Below are 20197 nucleotides of genomic sequence, written 5' to 3'. Positions count from 1 at the left end.
GGGGACGACCCTGCGCGCCATAGCGTTTTTGTCCGGGGACGACCCCATCCATCGATGAGGTGTGTGATGTCCTGGATCATTCTGTTTTTTGCCGGCCTGTTCGAAGTCGGCTGGGCTGTCGGCCTTAAATACACCGACGGCTTCAGCCGCCCGCTTCCTACCGCATTGACCATCGCGGCCATGGCGATCAGCCTTGGCCTGCTGGGCCTTGCCATGAAGGAACTGCCGCTGGGCACGGCCTACGCAATCTGGACCGGGGTCGGTGCCGTAGGCACGGTGATCGCCGGGATCATTCTGTTTGGTGAATCGATGGCACTGATCCGATTGGCCAGCGTCGCGTTGATCATTGCCGGGCTGATCGGGCTCAAGGCCAGCGCTTAAGCCTCCACCGCCTTCGCGAGCACGCTCGCTCCCACAGTCGACCGAGTGAATGCGGTCCATTGTGGGAGCGAGCCTGCTCGCGAAGAGGCCCGCAAAATAACAGCTATTACCTGACAGCCCCACGCAACTCGCCCACCAACGCCTGCAACTTCGCAGGCTCAGCCGACTCGACCGCTACCGCCGTCCCCGCCACCAAGGTCACGCGGGACCAGAACCGACGGAACATCCCTTTACCTGGGTCGCGACTGAAGAAACTCCCCCACAACCCCTGCAACGCCAGCGGAATCACCGGCACCGGCGTTTCCTGAAGGATGCGCGTCAAGCCGCTCCTGAATTCATTGATCTCACCGTCGGCGGTCAACTTTCCTTCAGGGAAGATGCACACCAACTCGCCGTTTTCCAAATATTGGGCGATGCGGCTGAAGGCCTTTTCGTAGATATGAATATCTTCCTGGCGTCCGGCAATCGGAATCGTCCCAGCGGTTCGAAAGATAAAGTTCAGGACCGGCAGGTTGTAGATCTTGTAGTACATCACGAAGCGAATCGGCCGACGCACCGCACCGCCAATCAACAAGGCATCGACAAACGACACGTGATTGCACACCAGCAGCGCGGCACCCTCATCGGGAATCGCCTCCAGGTTGCGATGCTCCACACGGTACATGGAATGGCTGAGCAGCCAGATCATGAAGCGCATGCTGAACTCGGGGACGATCTTGAAGATGTAGGCGTTGACGCCAATGTTCAGCAGCGACACCACTAAAAACAGCTGTGGGATCGACAGCTTGGCCAGGCTCAGCAGGACGATGGAAACGATCGCCGAGACCACCATGAACAAGGCGTTGAGAATATTGTTGGCGGCGATCACCCGCGCCCGCTCGTTTTCAACGGTACGCGACTGGATCAGCGCATACAGCGGCACGATGTAGAAGCCGCCAAAGATACCCAGGCCGAGGATATCGATCAGGACCAGCCAGGCGTGGCCAAACCCGAGAATCTGCAGCCAGCCATGGCCGTCGGCGCTGTCGGGGATTCCACCGGAGTGCCACCACAGCAGCAGGCCGAACACCGTCAGCCCGAACGAACCGAACGGCACCAGGCCGATTTCCACTTTGCGCCCTGACAGTCTTTCGCAGAGCATCGAACCCAGGGCAATCCCTACTGAAAAAACCGTGAGAATCAGGGTCACCACGGTTTCGTCGCCGTGCATCCATTCCTTGGCGTACGCGGGAATCTGCGTCAGGTAGATCGCCCCGACGAACCAGAACCAAGAGTTGCCGACAATGGAGCGGGACACCGCCGGAGTCTGCCCGAGGCCCAGCTTCAAGGTCGCCCACGATTGGCTGATAATATTCCAGTTCAAACGCATCTGCGGCGAGGCCGCCGCCGCCCGTGGGATGCCGCGACTGGCGAGGTAACCGGCCACGGCAATGCCGACAATGGCCACCGACACCACCGGCGCGTAGTGCGCCGAAGACATCATGATCCCCGCACCGATGGTCCCCGCCAGGATGGCCAGGAATGTACCCATTTCCACCAGGCCATTGCCACCGACCAGTTCGTCTTCGCGCAGGGCTTGCGGCAGGATCGAATATTTCACCGGCCCGAACAATGCCGAGTGGGTGCCCATGGCGAACAGCGCCACCAGCATCAGCCACAGGTGATCGAACAGGAAACCCACCGCGCCGACCGCCATGATCGCGATTTCGCCCAGTTTGATCAGGCGGATCAAGGCGTCCTTGGCGAACTTCTCCCCAAACTGCCCCGCCAGCGCCGAGAACAGGAAGAACGGCAGAATGAACAACAGCGCGCAAAGGTTGACCCAGATCGAGCGGTCGCCCTCGATGGCCAGTTTGTAGAGGATGGCGAGGATCAATGATTGCTTGAAGACGTTGTCGTTGAACGCGCCAAGGGACTGCGTAACGAAGAACGGCAGGAAGCGCCGCGTGCGAAGCAAGGTGAACTGTGAAGGGTGACTCATCTTCCATGTTCCTGAGTGGCGTGGACGCTTATTGGAATGACGCTTTTTCGATCCAGGCCACACATTACCTGTCTTTGGCGATTATTTCCCCAGCACTGCGAGTGTCCTGTTTCGCAAATACGTTTCTTTTTGGCGAGTGGCTGTTGTCGTCAGGCAAGGTGTAGCAAAGAGTCATAGCCGGTTATGGCGAGGAGCGGCAACGCTGCATGACGACAACAGACGCAGTCAAGAAGGAGCAGTATTTGAGGTACAGGACACTAGGCACGGCGACACAAACAACTCGCCATGCCAGGCGCCGACCAGCGTGCGCCAGCTGACGATCAGCCACATCACCACCAGCAGCGCCACCAGCCCGCAGCCGAACACGCTGAAGAAATCCAGGTCCAGAAGGCTTGCCAGCTTCAGCGTCGTCAGCGCATACACGCCCAAGGGAAAGGTGAAGCCCCACCAGCCGAGGTTGAACGGGATGCCTTCACGCAAATAGCGCGCGGTGATCAATAGCGCCATCAACATCCACCAGAATCCGAAGCCCCACAGGGTGATACCGGCGACCAACCCCAGGCCCGATGCAACCTCGCCCACGCCCGGCAGGCCATTGGCGGCAAGAATCACCGGCGCATCGCCGCCCAGCACCAACATGCCCAGTGCGCCGGTTCCGATGGGGCCGAGGGCCAGCCAGCTCGAAGCGGCCATGTTCTCGTGGGGCAGTTTGTGCAAGGCCATGCGCAACAGCAGGATGGTCAGAATGCTGAACGCCACCGGTAGGGAAAATGCCCAGAGTATGTAGCTGGTGACCAATATGATCAGTTGCGAATGCACGTCAGCCAGGTGCGGCGCCAGCAGGCCACCGCTGACGGCGGCGACTTCGGCGGCCACCACGGGCAACAGCCACACGGCGGTCATCTGGTCGATGCGGTGTTCCTGGCGGGTGAACATCAGGAACGGAATCAGCACACCGCAGGCCAGCGACATCGCCACGTCAGTCCACCACAACGCCTCGACCAGCGACAACACGCCCTCGCCCCAGCGCGGTACGCCGAACACCAGGAAACCGTTGATGATCGTTGCCAGCCCCATCGGGATCGTGCCGAAGAACATCGACACGGTTGAATGCCCGAAAATCCGCCGGGCCTCGTCGAAGAACAGCACCCAGCGAGCAGTGTAGAGCCCGGTGAACAGGGCAAACAGGACGATATTGAACAGCCACAATCCTTGCGCAATCGCATATACGCCAGGGTTGGCCCCAGGCAGTTGTGCCAGGGCCAACGCCAGCACACCGGTGCCCATGGTCGCGGCAAACCAGTTCGGCGTGAATTGGCGGACGACTTCCAATGGCCCCGGCAAATGGCTCAGCGGTCGAAAACGGTTTTCAGCAAAGCAGGTCATGATCACTCCTCTCCTCGGATGAGGTGGCGCTATGCTAGAACCGGATCGAATATCTATATAACGGGTAATTTCTCTATATCTATTCTGTTCTATTGATAAGCAATCAGGGCCGAAGCCCGTCCGCCAGCGGCCGTGCGGGTTCACGCAACAAGCCCACCAGCGCGCCGGCGGCCATGACAATCAACACCGCGCCGTAGCCGTCCGTGGTCGGAATCAGGCCGAAAATACGGGTCAGATTCCCCGCCAGCAACGATGGCAGGCTGAAGGCCAGATAGCTGAGCACATAGAACGCCGACATCAAGCCAGCCCGCTCGTGGGGCAAGGCCAAGGGCATGATGCTGCGCAGCGCGCCGATGAATCCCGCGCCGAAACCGCTGCCGGTCACCAGCGTGCCGATGAAAAACAACGGCAGGCTGGCCGCGTGTACGGCCATCAACACCAGGGCCAGGCCAAGCACCAGCAGCGTCGCGCCAAGACGCAGCATCATTTGCGCGGCGCGGTTACGCAACATGTAGATCGACAATGCGCCGCTGAGTGTCAGCACGGCCACCAGCGAGCCGCCGATCAGGTTCGATGTCGAACCGGTGGCGGCGCGAACCAGGGACGGCGCCAGGGACAGATAGAAACCACCGACCGCCCAGGCCGCCAGGTCCAGCGGCAGGATCAGCCACAACGCGCGCCGCGCCTGGACCGGCACATGCAAGGTGGGGCGCAACGACCGCCAGGCCCCGGGCTGCGGGCTAACGCTTTCGGCCAGGCGCCAGAGATAAACCGCCTGGACCAGAAACAACGCCAGCAGCAGCCAATAAGTCAGTTGCAACGGCATCGGCGCAAATTCTGCCAGCAGGCCACACCCCATCGCGCCACACGCCATGCCCAGCAGGGGCGCAACGCTGGTGACCAGGGGGCCTTGCTGGCGATCGAAGTCGAGCAACGCGGCGCCCAGCACACTGGTGGCCATGCCGGTGGCGAAGCCTTGTATCAGTCGCGCGCCCATCAACCAGCCCACACTGTCGGCATTGATGAATAGCAGCATCGCTAGCATGTTGAGCAATAATGCCGCGAAGATCACCGGTCTGCGACCGAGGTAATCGGACAACGAGCCGACGACCAGCAAGGCCGCCAACAGACTGAACGCATACACACCGAAGATCAGCGTGAGGATCGCCGAAGAGAACTGCAGATGTTCCTGGTAGAGGTGGTACAACGGCGTCGGCGCGCTGGAGGCCGCCAGAAAACCGAGCAAGGTGATCGCCAGGAAGATGAGACTGGCGCGGGTCGAAGCTGGACGAGACATGGGCACGCTCCACGAGGAGATTCATAAAAGCTAATTTTTTGCTTTTGCGGAGTGTGCTACCGGCATGCGCTTAAAGCAAATTCTTTGTGTTAAGGTCCGATGCATGGCTATTAAAGAAGGTTTACGCCCCGGCGGCAGAAGTGCCCGGGTTCAGGAGTCGATTCACTCGGCGGTACGCGCCCTGCTCCAGGAGCAGGACCGCGCCACCTTGACCGTGCCGCAGATCGCCGCGCGCGCCGGGGTCACGCCGTCCACCATCTACCGACGCTGGGGCGATCTGCCGGCGCTGTTGGCCGACGTTGCCATCGCGCGCATGCGCCCGGACAGCGAGCCAGCCAACACCGGCAGCCTGCGCGGCGACCTGCGCGCCTGGGCCGAGCAATACCTCGACGAGATGAGTTCAGAACCTGGCCGCAATATGATGCGTGACATCCAGGCTTGCGCCACGCCGGGGTATTGCGTGGGCATTATCAGCGGCCAGTTGCAGATCATCCTGGATCGTTATCCCGACGAGCCGAATCCCGGGATCGAGCGGTTGGTGAACGTGATCGTGGCGCCGACGGTGTTTCGCATCCTCTTCGCCACTGCGCCGCTGGAGGTCGAGGAGCTGTATCGGTTGGTGGATATGGCGTTGGATCAGTGAAAATGCCATCGCGAGCAAGCTCGCTCCCACATTGGATTTCGGTGTGCCACAAATCTTGTATTCGATAAATAGCCATTGTGGGAGCGAGCTTGCTCGCGATGAGGCCGGCAACATCGCTGCATAAAAAAATCCCACCCGCGACACCCCGCCACGCCTCGACCTTGGTCGACACTGACGAACCCGAGCGGGCGTGCGAGACTGTCTTGCCGGGCCCAAGCCCGGGCGTATTTGTCTGGGAGTTTCCATGTCGCTGTCCAGCGGGCTGATCGCCGTTGTCGCCCTGGCCTATATGGCCATCATGTTTGCCATCGCCTTTTACGGCGACCGACGCAGCACACCGCTGCCACCACGTGTGCGCGCGTGGGTCTACAGCCTGTCGCTGGCGGTGTATTGCACCAGCTGGACGTTTTTCGGCGCCGTGGGCCAGGCCGCCGAACAGCTCTGGTCATTCCTGCCGATCTACCTCGGGCCGATCCTGCTGCTGGTACTGGCGCCGTGGGTCTTGCAGAAGATGGTGATGATCAGCAAGCAGGAGAACATCACCTCCATCGCCGACTTCATCGCCGCCCGCTACGGCAAATCACAATCACTGGCAGTGGTGGTCGCCCTGATCTGCCTGGTCGGCGTGCTGCCTTACATTGCCTTGCAGCTAAAGGGCATCGTGCTCGGCGTGAACCTGTTGATCGGCGCCGGTGCCGACGCCATGGGCACCCGAGCGCAGGATACTGCGTTGATCGTCTCGCTGATCCTGGCGCTGTTCACCATCGTCTTCGGCACTCGCAACCTCGACGCCACCGAGCACCACCGCGGCATGGTGTTGGCGATTGCCTTTGAATCGCTGGTCAAGCTGTTCGCCTTCCTGGCGGTTGGCGCGTTCGTCACGTTTGGCCTTTATGACGGCTTCGACGACCTGTTCAACCAGGCGATGCTCGCGCCACGGTTGGAGCAATATTGGAAGGAGACCATCAACTGGCCGTCCATGGTGGTGCAAACCGGCGTGGCGATGATGGCGATCATCTGCCTGCCACGGCAGTTCCACGTCACCGTGGTGGAGAACATCGAACCCCAGGACCTGCGCCTGGCCAAATGGGTGTTCCCCGCCTACCTGGCCCTGGCCGCCCTGTTCGTGGTGCCGATCGCCCTCGCCGGGCAAATGATGTTGCCCAGCTCGGTACTGCCGGATTCGTTCGTCATCAGCCTGCCACTCGCCCAGGCCCATCCGGCGCTGGCGGTGCTGGCCTTCATCGGCGGCGCCTCGGCCGCCACCGGCATGGTCATCGTGGCGAGTGTCGCCCTGTCGACCATGGTCTCCAACGACATGCTGCTGCCATGGCTATTGCGCCGCAACAACGCCGAGCGGCCTTTCGAAGTGTTCCGCCAATGGATGCTGTCGGTACGCCGGGTGAGCATCGTTGCGATTCTCCTATTGGCTTATGTCAGCTACCGGCTGCTGGGTTCGACCGCGAGCCTGGCCACCATCGGCCAGATCGCCTTCGCCGCCGTGACGCAACTGGCACCCGCCATGATCGGCGCGCTGTACTGGAAACAGGCGAATCGACGCGGCGTGTTCGCCGGCCTCGCCATGGGCATATTCCTGTGGTTCTACACGCTGGTGCTGCCGATCGCCGCCCATAGCCTGGGCTGGTCACTGAGCAGCTTCCCCGGCCTGGCCTGGCTGCATGGCAATCCGCTGGATTTGCCGATCACGCCGCTTACCCAAGGTGTCGTCCTGTCCCTGGCGGGCAATTTCATATTGTTCGCCTGGGTTTCGGTCCTGTCGCGCACACGTGTGTCGGAGCATTGGCAGGCTGGACGCTTCATCGGTCAGGAGATCAGCGCCCGACCCAATCCTCGCTCGATGCTGGCGGTCCAGATCGAGGATCTGTTGCAGCTGGCGGCCCGCTTCGTCGGCGAAGAACGGGCGCGCCAGAGCTTCATTCGCTTTGCCTATCGCCAAGGCAAAGGCTTCAACCCGAGCCAGAACGCCGACAGCGAATGGATCGCCCATACCGAGCGGCTGCTGGCCGGTGTACTCGGCGCGTCGTCGACGCGAGCCGTGGTGAAAGCGGCCATCGAAGGCCGCGAGATGCAACTGGAAGACGTCGTGCGGATCGCCGACGAAGCGTCCGAAGTGCTGCAATTCAACCGAGCGCTGCTGCAAGGCGCCATCGAAAACATCACCCAGGGCATCAGCGTGGTCGACCAGTCCCTCAGGCTGGTGGCCTGGAACCGTCGATACCTGGAACTGTTCAACTACCCCGACGGCTTGATCAGCGTCGGTCGGCCGATCGCCGACATCATCCGTTACAACGCCGAGCGCGGCCTTTGTGGCCCGGGCGAGGCCGAAGTCCATGTCGCCCGGCGCCTGCACTGGATGCGCCAGGGCCGCGCGCACACCTCGGAACGCCTGTTCCCCAACGGCCGTGTGATCGAGCTGATCGGCAACCCGATGCCCGGCGGCGGTTTCGTCATGAGTTTCACGGACATCACTGCTTACCGCGAAGCCGAACAGGCCTTGACCGAAGCCAACGAAGGGCTGGAACAGCGGGTGGCCGAACGCACCCGCGAACTGTCGCAACTCAACCTCGCGCTGACCGAAGCCAAGAGCACGGCCGAAGCCGCGTACCAGTCCAAGACCCGCTTTCTGGCCGCTGTCAGCCATGACTTGATGCAGCCTCTCAACGCCGCGCGCCTGTTCTCCGCCGCGCTTTCCCATCAGCACGACGGCTTGCCGAGCGAAGCCCGGCAGTTGGTGCAACATCTGGACAGCTCGTTGCGCTCGGCCGAGGACTTGATCACGGACCTGCTGGACATCTCCCGATTGGAAAACGGCAAGATCAACCCCGACCGCAAGCCGTTTGTCCTCAATGATCTATTCGATACCCTCGGCGCCGAGTTCACCGTGCTGGCTCGAGAGCAAGGCTTGAAATTCCGGGTTCGCGGCTCGCGGCTGCGGATCGACAGCGACATCAAGCTGCTGCGCCGCGTGCTGCAGAACTTCCTCACCAATGCCTTCCGCTACGCCAAGGGCCCGGTGCTGCTAGGCGTGCGCCGGGGCAACGGCGAGCTGTGTCTGGAGGTCTGGGACCGCGGGCCGGGGATCGCCGAAGACAAGCTGCAGGTCATCTTCGAAGAATTCAAACGCCTGGACAGCCATCAGACCCGGGCCGAAAAAGGGCTCGGCCTCGGCCTGGCAATTGCCGATGGACTGTGTCGCGTGCTCGGCCATACCTTGCGCGTGCGTTCCTGGCCAGGGCGCGGCAGCGTGTTCAGCGTCAGCGTGCCATTGGCCAGTAGCCAAGCCGTCGAGCCCACTGTCGTGATCGAAGCCAACGGCCATTTGCCCAGCGGCGCACAGGTGCTGTGTGTCGATAACGAAGACAGCATCCTGATCGGCATGAACAGCCTGCTGACCCGCTGGGGGTGCCGCGTATGGACGGCGCGTAATCGTGAAGAATGCGAGCGCTGGCTCGCCCAGGGCGGGCGGCCGCAACTGGCGCTGGTGGATTTTCACCTGGACGACGGCGAAACCGGGACCGAACTGATGGCCTGGTTGCGCACGCGCATGGGCGAGCCGGTGCCCGGAGTGGTGATCAGTGCCGATGGCCGGCCCGAGACCGTGGCACAGGTGCATGCGGCGGGATTGGATTACTTGGCCAAGCCGGTGAAGCCGGCGGCGTTGAGGGCGTTGTTGAGCCGGCACTTGCCGTTGTAATACGGGCATAAGTAAACCCCTGTGGCGAGGGAGCAAGCTCTCTCGCCACAGGGGTCCGGTGCAAACCTTGGAGGCTACTGACCCTGGCTTTCTTCGCCGGTCTCCTCTGGCAACCCATCCACGTCCGCCATCGCCCGTTCAAGCAACTCCGTAGGCAAGCTCTTGCTCGCCCTGGCGCCGAGCAGTTTCAACTGCTCGCTGCGGCTGACCAAGTTGCCGCGCCCTTCCGTCAGCTTATTGCGTGCGGCGCTGTAGGCTTTGTCCAACTGCTGCAAGCGACTGCCGATTTCGTCCAGGTCCTGGATAAACAGGACGAACTTGTCATACAGCCACCCCGCCCGTTCGGCGATTTCCCGGGCGTTCTGGCTCTGGCGCTCTTGCTTCCACAAGCTGTCGATCACCCGCAGCGTCGCCAGCAGCGTGGTCGGGCTGACGATCACGATGTTGCGGTCGAAAGCTTCCTGGAACAGGTTCGGCTCGGCTTGCAAGGCTGCGGAAAATGCCGCTTCGATCGGCACGAACAGCAAGACGAAATCCAGGCTGTGCAGACCGTCCAGACGCTTGTAGTCCTTGCCGGCCAAGCCTTTGACGTGGGCTCGCAATGACACGACGTGCTGCTTGAGAGCCAACTGGCCGATGGCATTGTCTTCGGCCGCCACATATTGCTGGTAGGCCGTGAGGCTGACCTTCGAATCGACCACCACCTGCTTGTCGCCGGGCAGATAAATCAATACGTCCGGCTGGAACCGTTCGCCATCCGGCCCCTTGAGACTGACCTGGGTCTGGTATTCGCGGCCCTTCTCCAAGCCGGCATGTTCCAGGACCCGCTCGAGAATCAACTCGCCCCAGTTGCCCTGGGTCTTCTGACCCTTGAGCGCACGAGTCAGGTTGGTGGCTTCATCGCTCAGGCGCAGGTTCAGCTGTTGCAGGCGCTCCAGTTCCTTGCCCAGGGAAAATCGCTCCCGGGCCTCGGCCTGGTAGCTTTCCTCGACGCGTTTTTCAAAGGACTGGATGCGTTCCTTCAGTGGGTCGAGCAACTGACCCAAGCGCTGCTGGCTGGTTTCGGCGAAACGCTGTTCACGCTCGTCGAAGATTTTTCCCGCCAGCTCGGCGAACTGGGCCCGCAATGCGTCCCGCGAGCCTTGAAGATCGTCCAGGCGCTGCTGATGGCTCTCCTGCTGTTCGCGCAATTCGGCCTGCAACGAAGCAGCCTGGGCATCCAGGCGTCGCAATTCAGCTTCCTTATTGGCACGCTCCAGGTTCCAGGCATGCGCCGCGTCCCTTGCGTTGTCACGCTCGATCTGCAGCAGTTCGACCTCGCGACACGCAGCCGCAAGCTCGGCTTGCCTGGCGGCATTGGCCTGGCCCAAGTCACTGATTTCGTCGCGGCAGGCATCGAGCTGGGCATTCAACCCATCGTGTGCCATGTGGGCGGTCGCCAGGCGTTCTTCCATCAACGCCAGCTCGGTCTGTGCCGCGCTTGCCTGGCGTTGCAGGTGCCAGGCCAATGCCAACAGCGGCACCGCAGCGCCTGCCAGGCCAAGCAACAGGCTGGTCAAATCCATCGCCATGACAATTCCCGCGCAAGAGATAAAGCCCGAAGGTTAACCAAGCAACCCGGCGTTGCCCAGCTCAGTCTTCGATCTCGCCCAATGCCTGGCGGGCACGGTGATCGCCGGCCCGCGCGGCCTGGCGCAGCAGGTCCTGGCCAATACGCCGGTCCCGTGCATTGCCGCATTCGCGGCACATCAGCTGACCGAGGCGACTTTGTGCGGCCACCACGCCTTCGCGCGCCGGTTGTTTGAGCAGGCGTCCAGCCAGGTGCTTGACGCTGGGACGCTCTCCCAGGCTCGGGCTGTCCAGCAGCCACTCGGCAACTCGCATCGATATGCGCTTGGGAGGGGTAACACCTGAGGGTACGGAGGTAACAGGATTTGATACTGAGCGAAACTTCATAACGCACTACGGGACAGATCGGAAGGCGCGCCACTCTACTCCTTTTTTCGTACGGGTAAAGTCGAAAAAAACCGGCACGCCCGTTCTAGAGCAAGCGCTTGGGACAATCCACAGAAGCTGTGGATAACTCAGTGGACAACCTACCCTGAACTCGCCGCAAGCCCTATGGAACGGGGCCTGCGCTCAAACTGTCGATTTTTTCACCAGTAAAAAAAAGCGATGTTTTTCATTGACTTGAATTTTGGATACAGGCACCCGCCCCGGATTGTTCAAAGATGACAATACGGTGACAGCGGCCAATAGGAGTGTGTACAAGTAACAGCTGAAGTGGTTATATCGCTGCGCTTTTTTGACGCATCTGGCGCTCAAGACCCTGTGGAAAAGCCCCGATCCCAGACTTTTACACGCTGCGCGCTTTCGCGCCCCAGCGGCAGCACCGGCATTTTTCTGACCAACGGCCTTCCCTAAAGCGGCTTGATTCGATAGTATCCGCGGCGTTAGTACCAAGCTGAAAGTCAATTCCGGGTCGGAAACATCTCAGCGGTCAGCTATCCCCACGGGAAGCCTGCCGAAAAAGAGACCGCCCCCCTCGATGGTTTCCAGGTAATGCTCGCGCTGCGCACTTCGAACGAATCCGAAGCTGCCGCCAGGCTCATTATTCTGACCGAACCAACCTGCAAATTGATCAGGATCTTCACCCCGGGCCCAGAACCTTTGCCCTCGATGTGTTGCCTGCCCTCCTAAGTACCTACCTGCCAGCCCAAGCGCGCCCTTTTATAGCGCTCAAACTGGCTGCTTTGTTCCAGTCGGGTTCTTCGTTCGACCAATAGTGGTCGACGTTACTGGAACGTTTTAACGTTGCACGGTTCTTAATCGTGTCATTTGTAGGAACACCCATAACATGTCTAATCAAATCCAGACACAGGATGCCATCCGCACCCTAACCAACGCCTTTGCTCCAATGAACTGCCTGATCATGGCCGCTCGCAAAGGCTGCTTCAGCTTCACGCTGGTCAACGAACACGGCATCGCCCGTCACAGCGAACGCTTGTATCCCGACCAGTACTCCAGCGCAGAACCGCTGCAGGCGGTCATCGAGCGTACCCGTCAGGCACTCGTTGCCTGACACGCCAGGACACTGAAGCATCCAAGGCCCCGCCCAAAACGCGGGGCTTTTTATTGCCCGGCATTTCTCGATAAAGCGCAACGGCTTAAGCACAAACAGCTATAACGGTCATAACCGTTCGATGAACATGGTTTAAAAACAGGCCTTTACAGCGCAGATATGACACTACACTTCAACTCGAGCGGCATGATCCGCTTCGGCGGAGCCTGATCCGATCCACCCGCTGCCAAGCCCACACCGTCAGGCTCCGCCCATTTCCCGTTTCGAGGATTTTATGGGTATCGCTGCCAGCGAACTGTGTCGTTATGTGATCCGCCCGACGCTCCTTTACCTGGGGAGCCACAGCACAACGGCGGAAAACCTGTTGCTGGGGATCGCCGCCAGTCAATCAGGCCTGGGCGCCGCGTTGCACGATCGTCGTGGGCACGGCTTGTACCGCATCACTGAACCGCGCCATCAAGCCCTGTGGGACGATTACCTGGCGTTGGATCCGGAACGAGCCAGCCTGGTGCGAGGCCTGGCGAGCCAGCATGCTTTCCTGAGCGGCCCTCATCAGGAATTGACCGTCAATTTGCGCTACGCCACGGCCATCGCTTGGTTGCTGGTGGAGGAACACGCCACCCCGCTTCCCGATTCAAACGATTTGCTGGCCATGGCCCGCATCTGGCGCCAGGTTTTTCATCCCACTGGTCGCCTGCGGGACTTCACCTGCGCGTGGCAAAACTGTGTTTCACCCTTGAACCAGGTCGCTTGCTGAATGGAAAAAAGGAAACTTCCTACAACTGCGACGATTTTGGTCGGATTGTCCTACAAAACCCCTCTAAATCAAGCCATACAAGCTATAGCGCTTGGGCAAAAATGTTGGTAATTTTCGCCCCGGTGATCACCTGGAGTTCTAACAATGAAAAAAATGATGCTCAAAACCACCCTTGGCCTTGCCGTTACCTTGGCATCCACCCAAATTTTCGCCAGTGGCTTTGCCTTGAACGAACAAAGCATCAGTGGCATGGGCACTGGCTTCGCGGGTCGTTCTTCTTCTGCCGATGATGCGAGCACCGTGTTTGGCAACCCTGCCGGCATGTCGCGCCTCAAGCGCCAACAAGTCACCGGCGGCTTCGCCGTCATCGACGCATCCACCGACATCAACGATGCCAGCGGCACCCAGTCCGGTACGAACGATGGCGACATGGTCCCGTTCACCGGCGTTCCGATGGGCTACTACGTCAAGCCAATCGACGATCAATGGGCATTCGGCCTGGGCGTCTACGCCCCCTTTGGCCTGATCACCGACTACGAAAGCAGCTTCCAGGGCCGCAATTTCGGCAGCAAGAGCGAAGTGAAGGTCGTGACCTTCCAGCCAACCATCAGCTACGCCTTCAATGACAAGGTGTCGATCGGTTTTGGCCCGACTATCAACAGGATTTCGGGTTCATTAGAGTCGTCTCTGGACGTCACTGGGTTCTCTTCCAACGGCGACGTGAAGATCAAGGGCGATGACATCGGCTATGGCTATAACATCGGTTTGCTGGTCCAGGCCACCGATACCACCCGCGTCGGCCTCACCTACCACTCCAAGGTTAAATACAAGCTGGATGGTCATACAGAAGTGAGCCCAGGCGGCACCCCCGCGTTTCCTGGTGTTCTCATCGGTGCTCGTTATGACGCCTCCCTCGACATCACTACCCCAGAATCGGTCGATTTCTCGGTAACCCAGGAAATCAACGATGCCTGGACTGTCTATGCCGGTAGTACCTGGACTCGCTGGAGCCGCCTGAAAGACATCACCGTGAACAACGACATCACCGGCGGCGGCGCTTTGAACCCAACCCTCTTCGGCACCATCACCGAAGAACAGAACTGGCACGACACCTGGGCCTACGCCATCGGTACCTCCTACCAGTTGAACAAGCAATGGGTACTGCGCACCGGCCTGTCCTTCGACCAGTCGCCGACCAACAACGCCGACCGTTCGCCTCGCATTCCTACCGGCGACCGGACCATCTTCAGCCTGGGTGCCGGCTGGAGCCCAACCGACGACCTGACCATCGACGTGGCCTATTCCTATCTCAAGGAAGAAAAAGTCAACGTCAACAGAGCCAACGCCCTGGGCCAGGCTTACAACGCTGAATACGAAAACAGCGCCAACGGCTTCGGCGTCGGCGCAACCTACCGCTTCTGATGATCCACGGCGAGCAGGCATAAACAGCCGGTCGCCACCTGAAGCAAAAAAAAGCCCCGCTCTCTGTAAAGAAAGCGGGGCTTTTTCGTGGTTGAGGATCAGGGTTTGGAAGCGATAGCCGTCTCCACCGCCTTGATGAAATCAGGATCGTCGGGTTTTATCCGACTGGAAAAGCTGCCAACTACCTTGCCCTGGCGATCCACGACGTATTTGTAGAAATTCCATTTCGGCGCGCTGGACTGTTCTGCCAGGTGCTTGAACAAGGGAATGGCATCCGCGCCCCGTACCGGTTGCGGTTCGGTCATGGTAAAGGTCACGCCATAGTTGACGTAGCAAACCTTGGCGGTCTCCGCGCCGTCCTTGGATTCCTGCTTGAAGTCGTTGGACGGCACGCCCAGCACTTCCAACCCTTCACTTTTATAGCGCTGGTTAAGCGCCTCGAGCCCTTTGAATTGTGGAGCGAACCCACAGAAGCTGGCCGTGTTGACCACCACCAAGGGTTTGCCAGCGAAACGCTGGCACAAATCGACGGTTTCCTTGGCCCGCAGCTTGGGCAGCGAACCCTCCAAGAGTGACGGGCATTCAGCCGCCCATACATGCCCGGTCATAGCCAGCAACAGGGTGGGAACAGCAAACCAACGCATCATGTCGGATTTTCCTTGTAAGCCTGTCAGACCACGACGTTACTCCGCGCGCCCGATGCCGTCCATACGTCAGCAGCTGCCCATGCCCAGCTGCATCAAAGCCAACCCGCCCTGGCGCCAGCCCCACCAGGCGACCGCCAGCAGCGCGGCGGCGCCGGCTGCGATCAACCATGGGCCGACGCGGCTCATGCCGCACCCGCCTGGGCTTGCAGGCGGGCAACCGGGCGCTCACGCACCGGCCAGTTCAACGCAGCCGCGAGCAGGCTGAGCAAAATCGACACCTGCCAGATCAAGTCGTAGCTGCCCGTGCGGTCGTACACGACGCCGCCCAGCCAACCACCGAGGAACGAGCCCAACTGGTGGAACAGGAACACGATCCCACCCAGCATCGAGAGATTTCGTACACCGAACAACGTGGCGACCGTCCCGTTGGTCAATGGCACCGTCGATAACCAGAGAAAACCCATCGCCATGCCGAACAGATAAGCCGTGGTCGTCGTCACTGGCAACCACAGGAACAGGCCGATCACCACCGCCCGCACCAGGTACAGGCCAGTCAGCAGGCGCGGCTTGGACATGCGCCCGCCCAGCCAGCCGGCGGTGTAGGTGCCGAAGATATTGAACAGACCGACCAGTGCCAACACGGTGGTGCCGACGCTGGCCGGCAGGTGCTGGTCCACCAGATAGGCCGGCAGATGCACGCCGATGAACACCACCTGGAAACCGCAGACAAAAAAACCGACCGCCAACAGCCAGAAACCGGAATGACTACACGCCTCGCGCAACGCTTCGGACAAGGTCTGCTCGTTGCCGCTCAGGGGTGCCGGTGCATCCTTGAGCATACTGACCAAGGGCACGATCAACGCCACCAGCAGGCCCAGCGCCAACAGCGCCGCGGACCAGCCGAGCCAACCAATCAGCCCCAGCGTGCCCGGCAACATCGCGAACTGGCCAAACGAGCCGGCCGCGCTGGCGATGCCCATGCCCAGGCTGCGTTTCTCTGGCGGCACGGCCCGCCCGACCACACCAAGAATCACCGAGAACGAAGTGCCGGACAGGCCGATGCCGATCAACAGGCCGGCGCTCAACGACAATGACCAGGGCGAGTCGGCCATGCCCATGAAGACCAGGCCGACCGCATACAGGACACCACCGATCAACACCACTTTTGCCGCACCGAAGCGATCCGCCAGGGCGCCCGTGAAAGGCTGCGCCAGGCCCCAGATCAGGTTCTGCAAAGCGATGGCGAAGGCAAACACCTCCCGGCCCCAGCCGAATTCGGCGCTCATCGGCGCCAGGAACAACCCGAAGCCATGCCGCACGCCCAGGGACAACGCCAGGATCAGCGCACTGCCCACCAGGACCCAACCACAGGTACGCCACATCGATGTCATTCTTATTCTCCGGTCGCGGGTATAGACCCACTTATCATCGGACGAACCGGCGTCACGCCAACTCATCCAGCAAGGCGAGCAAGGTCGCGCGCTTTTCGGCACCGAGCTTGTCGATCAATTTCTGTTGTGCCGCTTCCCAGGCCGGCAATGCCGCCGCCAACCGGGCATTTCCCGCCTCGGTGAGCACAACGATGCGGTTGCGCAAATCGTCGCCCTCAGCCAACTTCACCAACCCCTCGCCTTCCAGCACCCGTAGGTTGCGCCCTAGGGTGCTGCGGTCCAGGCCCATGGCCTCGGCCAGGGACGAAATGCTCGGCTGGTCCAGGCGCGCCAGGTTATTGAGCAAAGAATACTGGGCAACGTTGATCCCGAAGCCATCGAGAGCGCCGTCGTAGTACCTGCTGACGCCACGCGCGGCGCGACGCAGGTTGATGCACAGACATTGGGAAGGAAGCATGATGCGTGTATATACCCGCGACTAAATGAATGCAAATTTAAATGAGGCCCTGACCGCTGACAAGCCGGGATTCAGCTCAACGCCAACGCCACCAGAACCGCCATTTCCAGCAATTCCAGCAAGGCGCCCGCCGTGTCGCCGGTGCATCCCTGCAGCCTGCGCAGCATGATGTGGCGCAAACCGATAAATACCAGCACGGCGACCGCCAACGTCCACAGCCCCGCCCATCCCATCACCAGCACGCACCCCAGCGCTCCGGCCCACAACACCTGCCAGCCCGAGCGGCGCGGCAAATGATCGGCCAACGCTTGGCCCAGCCCACCGGCACGCACATACGGCGTGGTGAGGAACAACCCCAGCAAGGCGCTACGCCCCAGCACCGGCACAACGAGCAAGGCCAACGCATCCTCCTGCTCGATCAGCGCCACCAGCGCGGTCCATTTGAGCAGCAACACCAGCACCAGCGTGACCACGGCGATCGGCCCGCTGCGTGGATCCTTCATTATCAGCAACGTACGCTCACGATCGCCGAAACCGCCGAGCCAGGCATCGGCGCTGTCGGCCAGGCCGTCCAGGTGCAGCCCGCCGCTGAGCAGCACCCACGCCATCAGTAGCAGCGCGGCATGCAGCATCACCGGCGCGCCCGCCAACAGCGCATCGAGCAACCACAGCAAACCGCCGAACAACAGCCCCACCACGGGATAGAACAACAGCGAACGCCCCAGCTCGCGGGGCTCAGGCATGCCCGGCAAGCGAATCGGCAAGCTGCTGAGAAATTGCAGGGCGATCCAGAAGGGCAACATGCTCAGCCAGCCTCTCTAAGCACGGGGCCGGAGGACACCGCCAGGGAAAACAGCGCACCATGGCCGACTTCGACATTCAGTAATTGCTCGCGTGGCAACCCCCGGGCCTGGGCCAGTAGCAAGCGCATCACGCCGCCATGACTGACCAGCAACACGCGCTGACCGGCATATGCGAGGTGCAAGCGCTCGACCGCCGCCAGCACCCGCGCCGAAAACGCCAATACCGGCTCACCTCCGGGAGGTGTGAAGGCGTAAGGATCGGCCCAAAAGCGACCGAGGGCCTCGGCGTCGGTCTCCATCAATGCCGCCGCGCTGCGACCTTCCCAGGCGCCGAAATGCAACTCTTGCAAGTCTTTGTCCGCCTGCACCGGAACGCCAAGCCGGGCGCCAAGTTGTTCGGCGAAACGAGCGCATCGCTGCAATGGCGAGCACACCAGGCGATCCCACGGCCCGCCTTGGGCGACCGCCTCGTGCATCTGCTCCCAGCCCCTGGCCGTCAGGGCGTCGTCGAGGCTGCCGCGCAAGCCGCCGCCCAGCTCGGTTTCACCGTGACGCAGCAGGTCCAGGCGCGAGATCATGCCGGGCGATCCGCCACGGCCGCTTCGGCAAACGTCGCCATCTGCCCGTGAAGGTCACAGGCCAGGCGCAACAACGGCACCGCCAGCGCCGCGCCACTGCCCTCGCCCAGGCGCAAGCCCAAGTCCAGCAGCGGTTCGGCGCCGAGAGTTTCCAGCACGTGCCGGTGACCCGGCTCGGCACCGCGATGACCGAACAGCAGCCATGGGCGGCATCCGGGATTGAGCCGCACCGCCACCAGCGCCGCTACGCTGCAGATAAACCCATCCACCAGCACGGCGACGCCCTGCTGAGCGCAGGCCAGGTACGCACCGACCAACGCCGCGATTTCGAAACCGCCGAGGTTGAACAATGTCTGCAACGGGTCGCCGCTCGCACCACCGTGCAACGCCAGGGCCCGCTCGATCACCTGGGCCTTGCGGCTGACACCTGCCGCGTCCAAGCCCGTGCCCGGCCCGACCAAGTGCGTCACCGGGCAATCGAGCAAGGCACAGGCCAGGGCACTGGCGGCAGTGGTATTACCGATGCCCATCTCGCCGCCGATGAACAATTGCGTTCCAGCCGCGACCGCGCGCGCCACGCTGTCGCGTCCGGCTTGCAGGGCCTGTTCGCCTTGCGCCAGGGTCATCGCCGGCCCCCGGACGAAATTCGCCGTGCCAGGACCCAGGTTCAAATGGCGCACGCCGTGCAAATTCAGCGAAGGCGTTACAGTGCCCAGGTCGATCACTTCCAGGGACGCGCCCAATTGCCGCGTCAGAACGCTGATGGCCGCGCCGCCGTTGACGAAGTTGAGCAACATCTGCCCGGTGACTTCCTGGGGATACGCCGAGACACCTTCGGCCACGACGCCATGATCACCGGCGAAAATCGCAACCCACAACCGGTCAAGGTTCGGTTTGACCTGCCCTTGCAGGCCCGCCAGTTGCACCGCCATCGATTCCAGTCGCCCCAGGGAGCCGGCCGGTTTGGTCAGCTGTTGCTGACGGGCCGCGGCCTGTTCCAGCGCTTGGGTATCGACGGGCTTGCACGGGTCCAGCCACCAGCGGTGATTCATAACGCAGTTCCTTTAAGGGTCAGGGGCAAGCCGGCGACGGTCAACACGACGCGCTGACAACGTTCGGCCAGGGCTTGATGCAGCCAACCGGCTTCATCGACATAACGACGGGTCAACTCCCCCAGCGGCACGACGCCCATGCCGGTCTCGTTGCTGACGAATATGACCTCGCCAGGAAGCGCACTGATGCAATCCAGCAGCGCTTCACGCTCGGCGACCAGCCGGTCGGCGTCATCAAGCATCAGCAGGTTGGTGAGCCAGAGCGTCAGGCAATCCACCAACAGGCATTGATCATGTGCGGCGTTTTCTTCCAGCACCCGCGCCAGCGCCAACGGTTCCTCCACCAGCGCCCATTCGGCGGGGCGCCGGGCGCGGTGCTGGGCGACACGCTCGTTCATTTCGCCGTCCAGGGGTTGGCTGGTGGCGATGTAAGTCACCGGCAAGCCTGTGCTCGCGGCGAGTTTTTCGGCCAGGCGACTCTTGCCCGAGCGGGCGCCGCCGAGGATCAGTTGGAGCATGTTCATACCCTTTCAAAATAGGCGGTGTGGGTGCCGGCCCCTTCGCGAGCAGGCCCGCTCCCACAGGATCTCTGTGCGCCGCAAGAC

At 61.5% G+C, this 20197-nt stretch carries 18 protein-coding genes; 6 read left to right on the top strand and 12 right to left on the bottom strand.

The window, feature by feature from the left end; genetic code table 11:
- Nucleotides 1-66: 66 nt before the first annotated feature.
- Entirely contained in the window at nt 67-381 is a 315-nt protein-coding gene (gene sugE / locus J3Q04_RS06985) for a quaternary ammonium compound efflux SMR transporter SugE (protein ID WP_420767876.1), read from the top strand.
- Nucleotides 382-487: 106 nt separating this feature from the next.
- Here sugE and J3Q04_RS06980 read toward each other — a convergent pair whose 3' ends face one another.
- The 3 genes from J3Q04_RS06980 to J3Q04_RS06970 all read right to left on the bottom strand — a co-directional run bounded on the left by J3Q04_RS06980 (nt 488) and on the right by J3Q04_RS06970 (nt 5045).
- Nucleotides 488-2362, bottom strand: a complete 1875-nt coding sequence (locus J3Q04_RS06980) for an MFS transporter (protein ID WP_434607249.1) — start codon at nt 2360-2362, stop codon at nt 488-490.
- Nucleotides 2363-2587: 225 nt separating this feature from the next.
- Complete coding sequence (locus J3Q04_RS06975; RefSeq protein WP_434607252.1) at nt 2588-3748, bottom strand: TDT family transporter; 1161 nt, start codon at nt 3746-3748, stop codon at nt 2588-2590.
- Nucleotides 3749-3851: 103 nt separating this feature from the next.
- Complete coding sequence (locus J3Q04_RS06970; protein ID WP_434607254.1) at nt 3852-5045, bottom strand: MFS transporter; 1194 nt, start codon at nt 5043-5045, stop codon at nt 3852-3854.
- A 103-nt stretch (nt 5046-5148) separates the two neighbouring features.
- On the opposite strand from J3Q04_RS06970, the gene J3Q04_RS06965 reads away from it, so the two are divergent.
- Together J3Q04_RS06965 and J3Q04_RS06960 are read left to right on the top strand one after the other, a co-directional pair.
- Nucleotides 5149-5688 carry a TetR/AcrR family transcriptional regulator gene (locus J3Q04_RS06965; protein ID WP_420767880.1) on the top strand — a complete coding sequence of 180 codons (540 nt, stop codon included), beginning with the start codon at nt 5149-5151 and terminating at the stop codon, nt 5686-5688.
- A 244-nt stretch (nt 5689-5932) separates the two neighbouring features.
- Complete coding sequence (locus tag J3Q04_RS06960) at nt 5933-9403, top strand: hybrid sensor histidine kinase/response regulator (protein WP_434607257.1); 3471 nt, start codon at nt 5933-5935, stop codon at nt 9401-9403.
- A gap of 74 nt (nt 9404-9477) precedes the next feature.
- On the opposite strand, the gene rmuC is transcribed toward J3Q04_RS06960, so the two are convergent.
- Nucleotides 9478-10860: a DNA recombination protein RmuC gene (gene rmuC / locus J3Q04_RS06955; RefSeq protein ID WP_434611644.1), complete on the bottom strand. Its 1383-nt coding sequence runs from the start codon at nt 10858-10860 to the stop codon at nt 9478-9480.
- A gap of 175 nt (nt 10861-11035) precedes the next feature.
- Nucleotides 11036-11359: a hypothetical protein gene (locus J3Q04_RS06950; protein ID WP_080942569.1), complete on the bottom strand. Its 324-nt coding sequence runs from the start codon at nt 11357-11359 to the stop codon at nt 11036-11038.
- 901 nt (nt 11360-12260) lie between these two features.
- On the opposite strand from J3Q04_RS06950, the gene J3Q04_RS06945 reads away from it, so the two are divergent.
- The 3 genes from J3Q04_RS06945 to J3Q04_RS06935 all read left to right on the top strand — a co-directional run bounded on the left by J3Q04_RS06945 (nt 12261) and on the right by J3Q04_RS06935 (nt 14664).
- Nucleotides 12261-12485: a hypothetical protein gene (locus J3Q04_RS06945; protein ID WP_249875763.1), complete on the top strand. Its 225-nt coding sequence runs from the start codon at nt 12261-12263 to the stop codon at nt 12483-12485.
- 274 nt (nt 12486-12759) lie between these two features.
- A complete protein-coding gene (locus tag J3Q04_RS06940; RefSeq protein WP_420767882.1) occupies nt 12760-13242 on the top strand; it encodes a hypothetical protein in 483 nt (160 codons plus the stop codon).
- Nucleotides 13243-13386: 144 nt separating this feature from the next.
- Nucleotides 13387-14664 carry an OmpP1/FadL family transporter gene (locus tag J3Q04_RS06935; RefSeq protein WP_434607261.1) on the top strand — a complete coding sequence of 426 codons (1278 nt, stop codon included), beginning with the start codon at nt 13387-13389 and terminating at the stop codon, nt 14662-14664.
- Between the two features lie 98 nt (nt 14665-14762).
- On the opposite strand, the gene J3Q04_RS06930 is transcribed toward J3Q04_RS06935, so the two are convergent.
- The 7 genes from J3Q04_RS06930 to cobU form a co-directional block, all read right to left on the bottom strand.
- On the bottom strand, nt 14763-15311 hold the full coding sequence (locus J3Q04_RS06930; protein WP_420767432.1) for a glutathione peroxidase: 549 nt from the start codon (nt 15309-15311) through the stop codon (nt 14763-14765).
- Nucleotides 15312-15493: 182 nt separating this feature from the next.
- Nucleotides 15494-16702: an MFS transporter gene (locus J3Q04_RS06925; RefSeq protein ID WP_434560169.1), complete on the bottom strand. Its 1209-nt coding sequence runs from the start codon at nt 16700-16702 to the stop codon at nt 15494-15496.
- 52 nt (nt 16703-16754) lie between these two features.
- Nucleotides 16755-17159: a MarR family winged helix-turn-helix transcriptional regulator gene (locus J3Q04_RS06920; protein WP_030142382.1), complete on the bottom strand. Its 405-nt coding sequence runs from the start codon at nt 17157-17159 to the stop codon at nt 16755-16757.
- Between the two features lie 71 nt (nt 17160-17230).
- Nucleotides 17231-17962 carry an adenosylcobinamide-GDP ribazoletransferase gene (locus J3Q04_RS06915; protein WP_434607264.1) on the bottom strand — a complete coding sequence of 244 codons (732 nt, stop codon included), beginning with the start codon at nt 17960-17962 and terminating at the stop codon, nt 17231-17233.
- A gap of 2 nt (nt 17963-17964) precedes the next feature.
- Nucleotides 17965-18540 (bottom strand): alpha-ribazole phosphatase family protein, encoded by a 576-nt coding sequence (gene cobC, locus J3Q04_RS06910; RefSeq protein ID WP_434607266.1) that lies wholly within the window; start codon nt 18538-18540, stop codon nt 17965-17967.
- Nucleotides 18537-19592 (bottom strand): nicotinate-nucleotide--dimethylbenzimidazole phosphoribosyltransferase, encoded by a 1056-nt coding sequence (gene cobT / locus J3Q04_RS06905; RefSeq protein WP_434607268.1) that lies wholly within the window; start codon nt 19590-19592, stop codon nt 18537-18539. Before cobT ends, cobC begins: the two co-directional genes overlap by 4 nt.
- The gene (gene cobU, locus J3Q04_RS06900) at nt 19589-20110 is read right to left on the bottom strand and encodes a bifunctional adenosylcobinamide kinase/adenosylcobinamide-phosphate guanylyltransferase (RefSeq protein WP_420767519.1); all 522 of its coding nucleotides are present in this window, start codon (nt 20108-20110) and stop codon (nt 19589-19591) included. The genes cobT and cobU overlap by 4 nt, the downstream gene beginning before the upstream one ends.
- Nucleotides 20111-20197: the final 87 nt, after the last annotated feature.

The sequence above is a fragment of the Pseudomonas sp. D4-21 genome, assembly GCF_051132125.1.
In the GTDB taxonomy this organism is placed as follows: domain Bacteria; phylum Pseudomonadota; class Gammaproteobacteria; order Pseudomonadales; family Pseudomonadaceae; genus Aquipseudomonas.
This window is presented reverse-complemented; position numbering and strand designations above follow the sequence as displayed.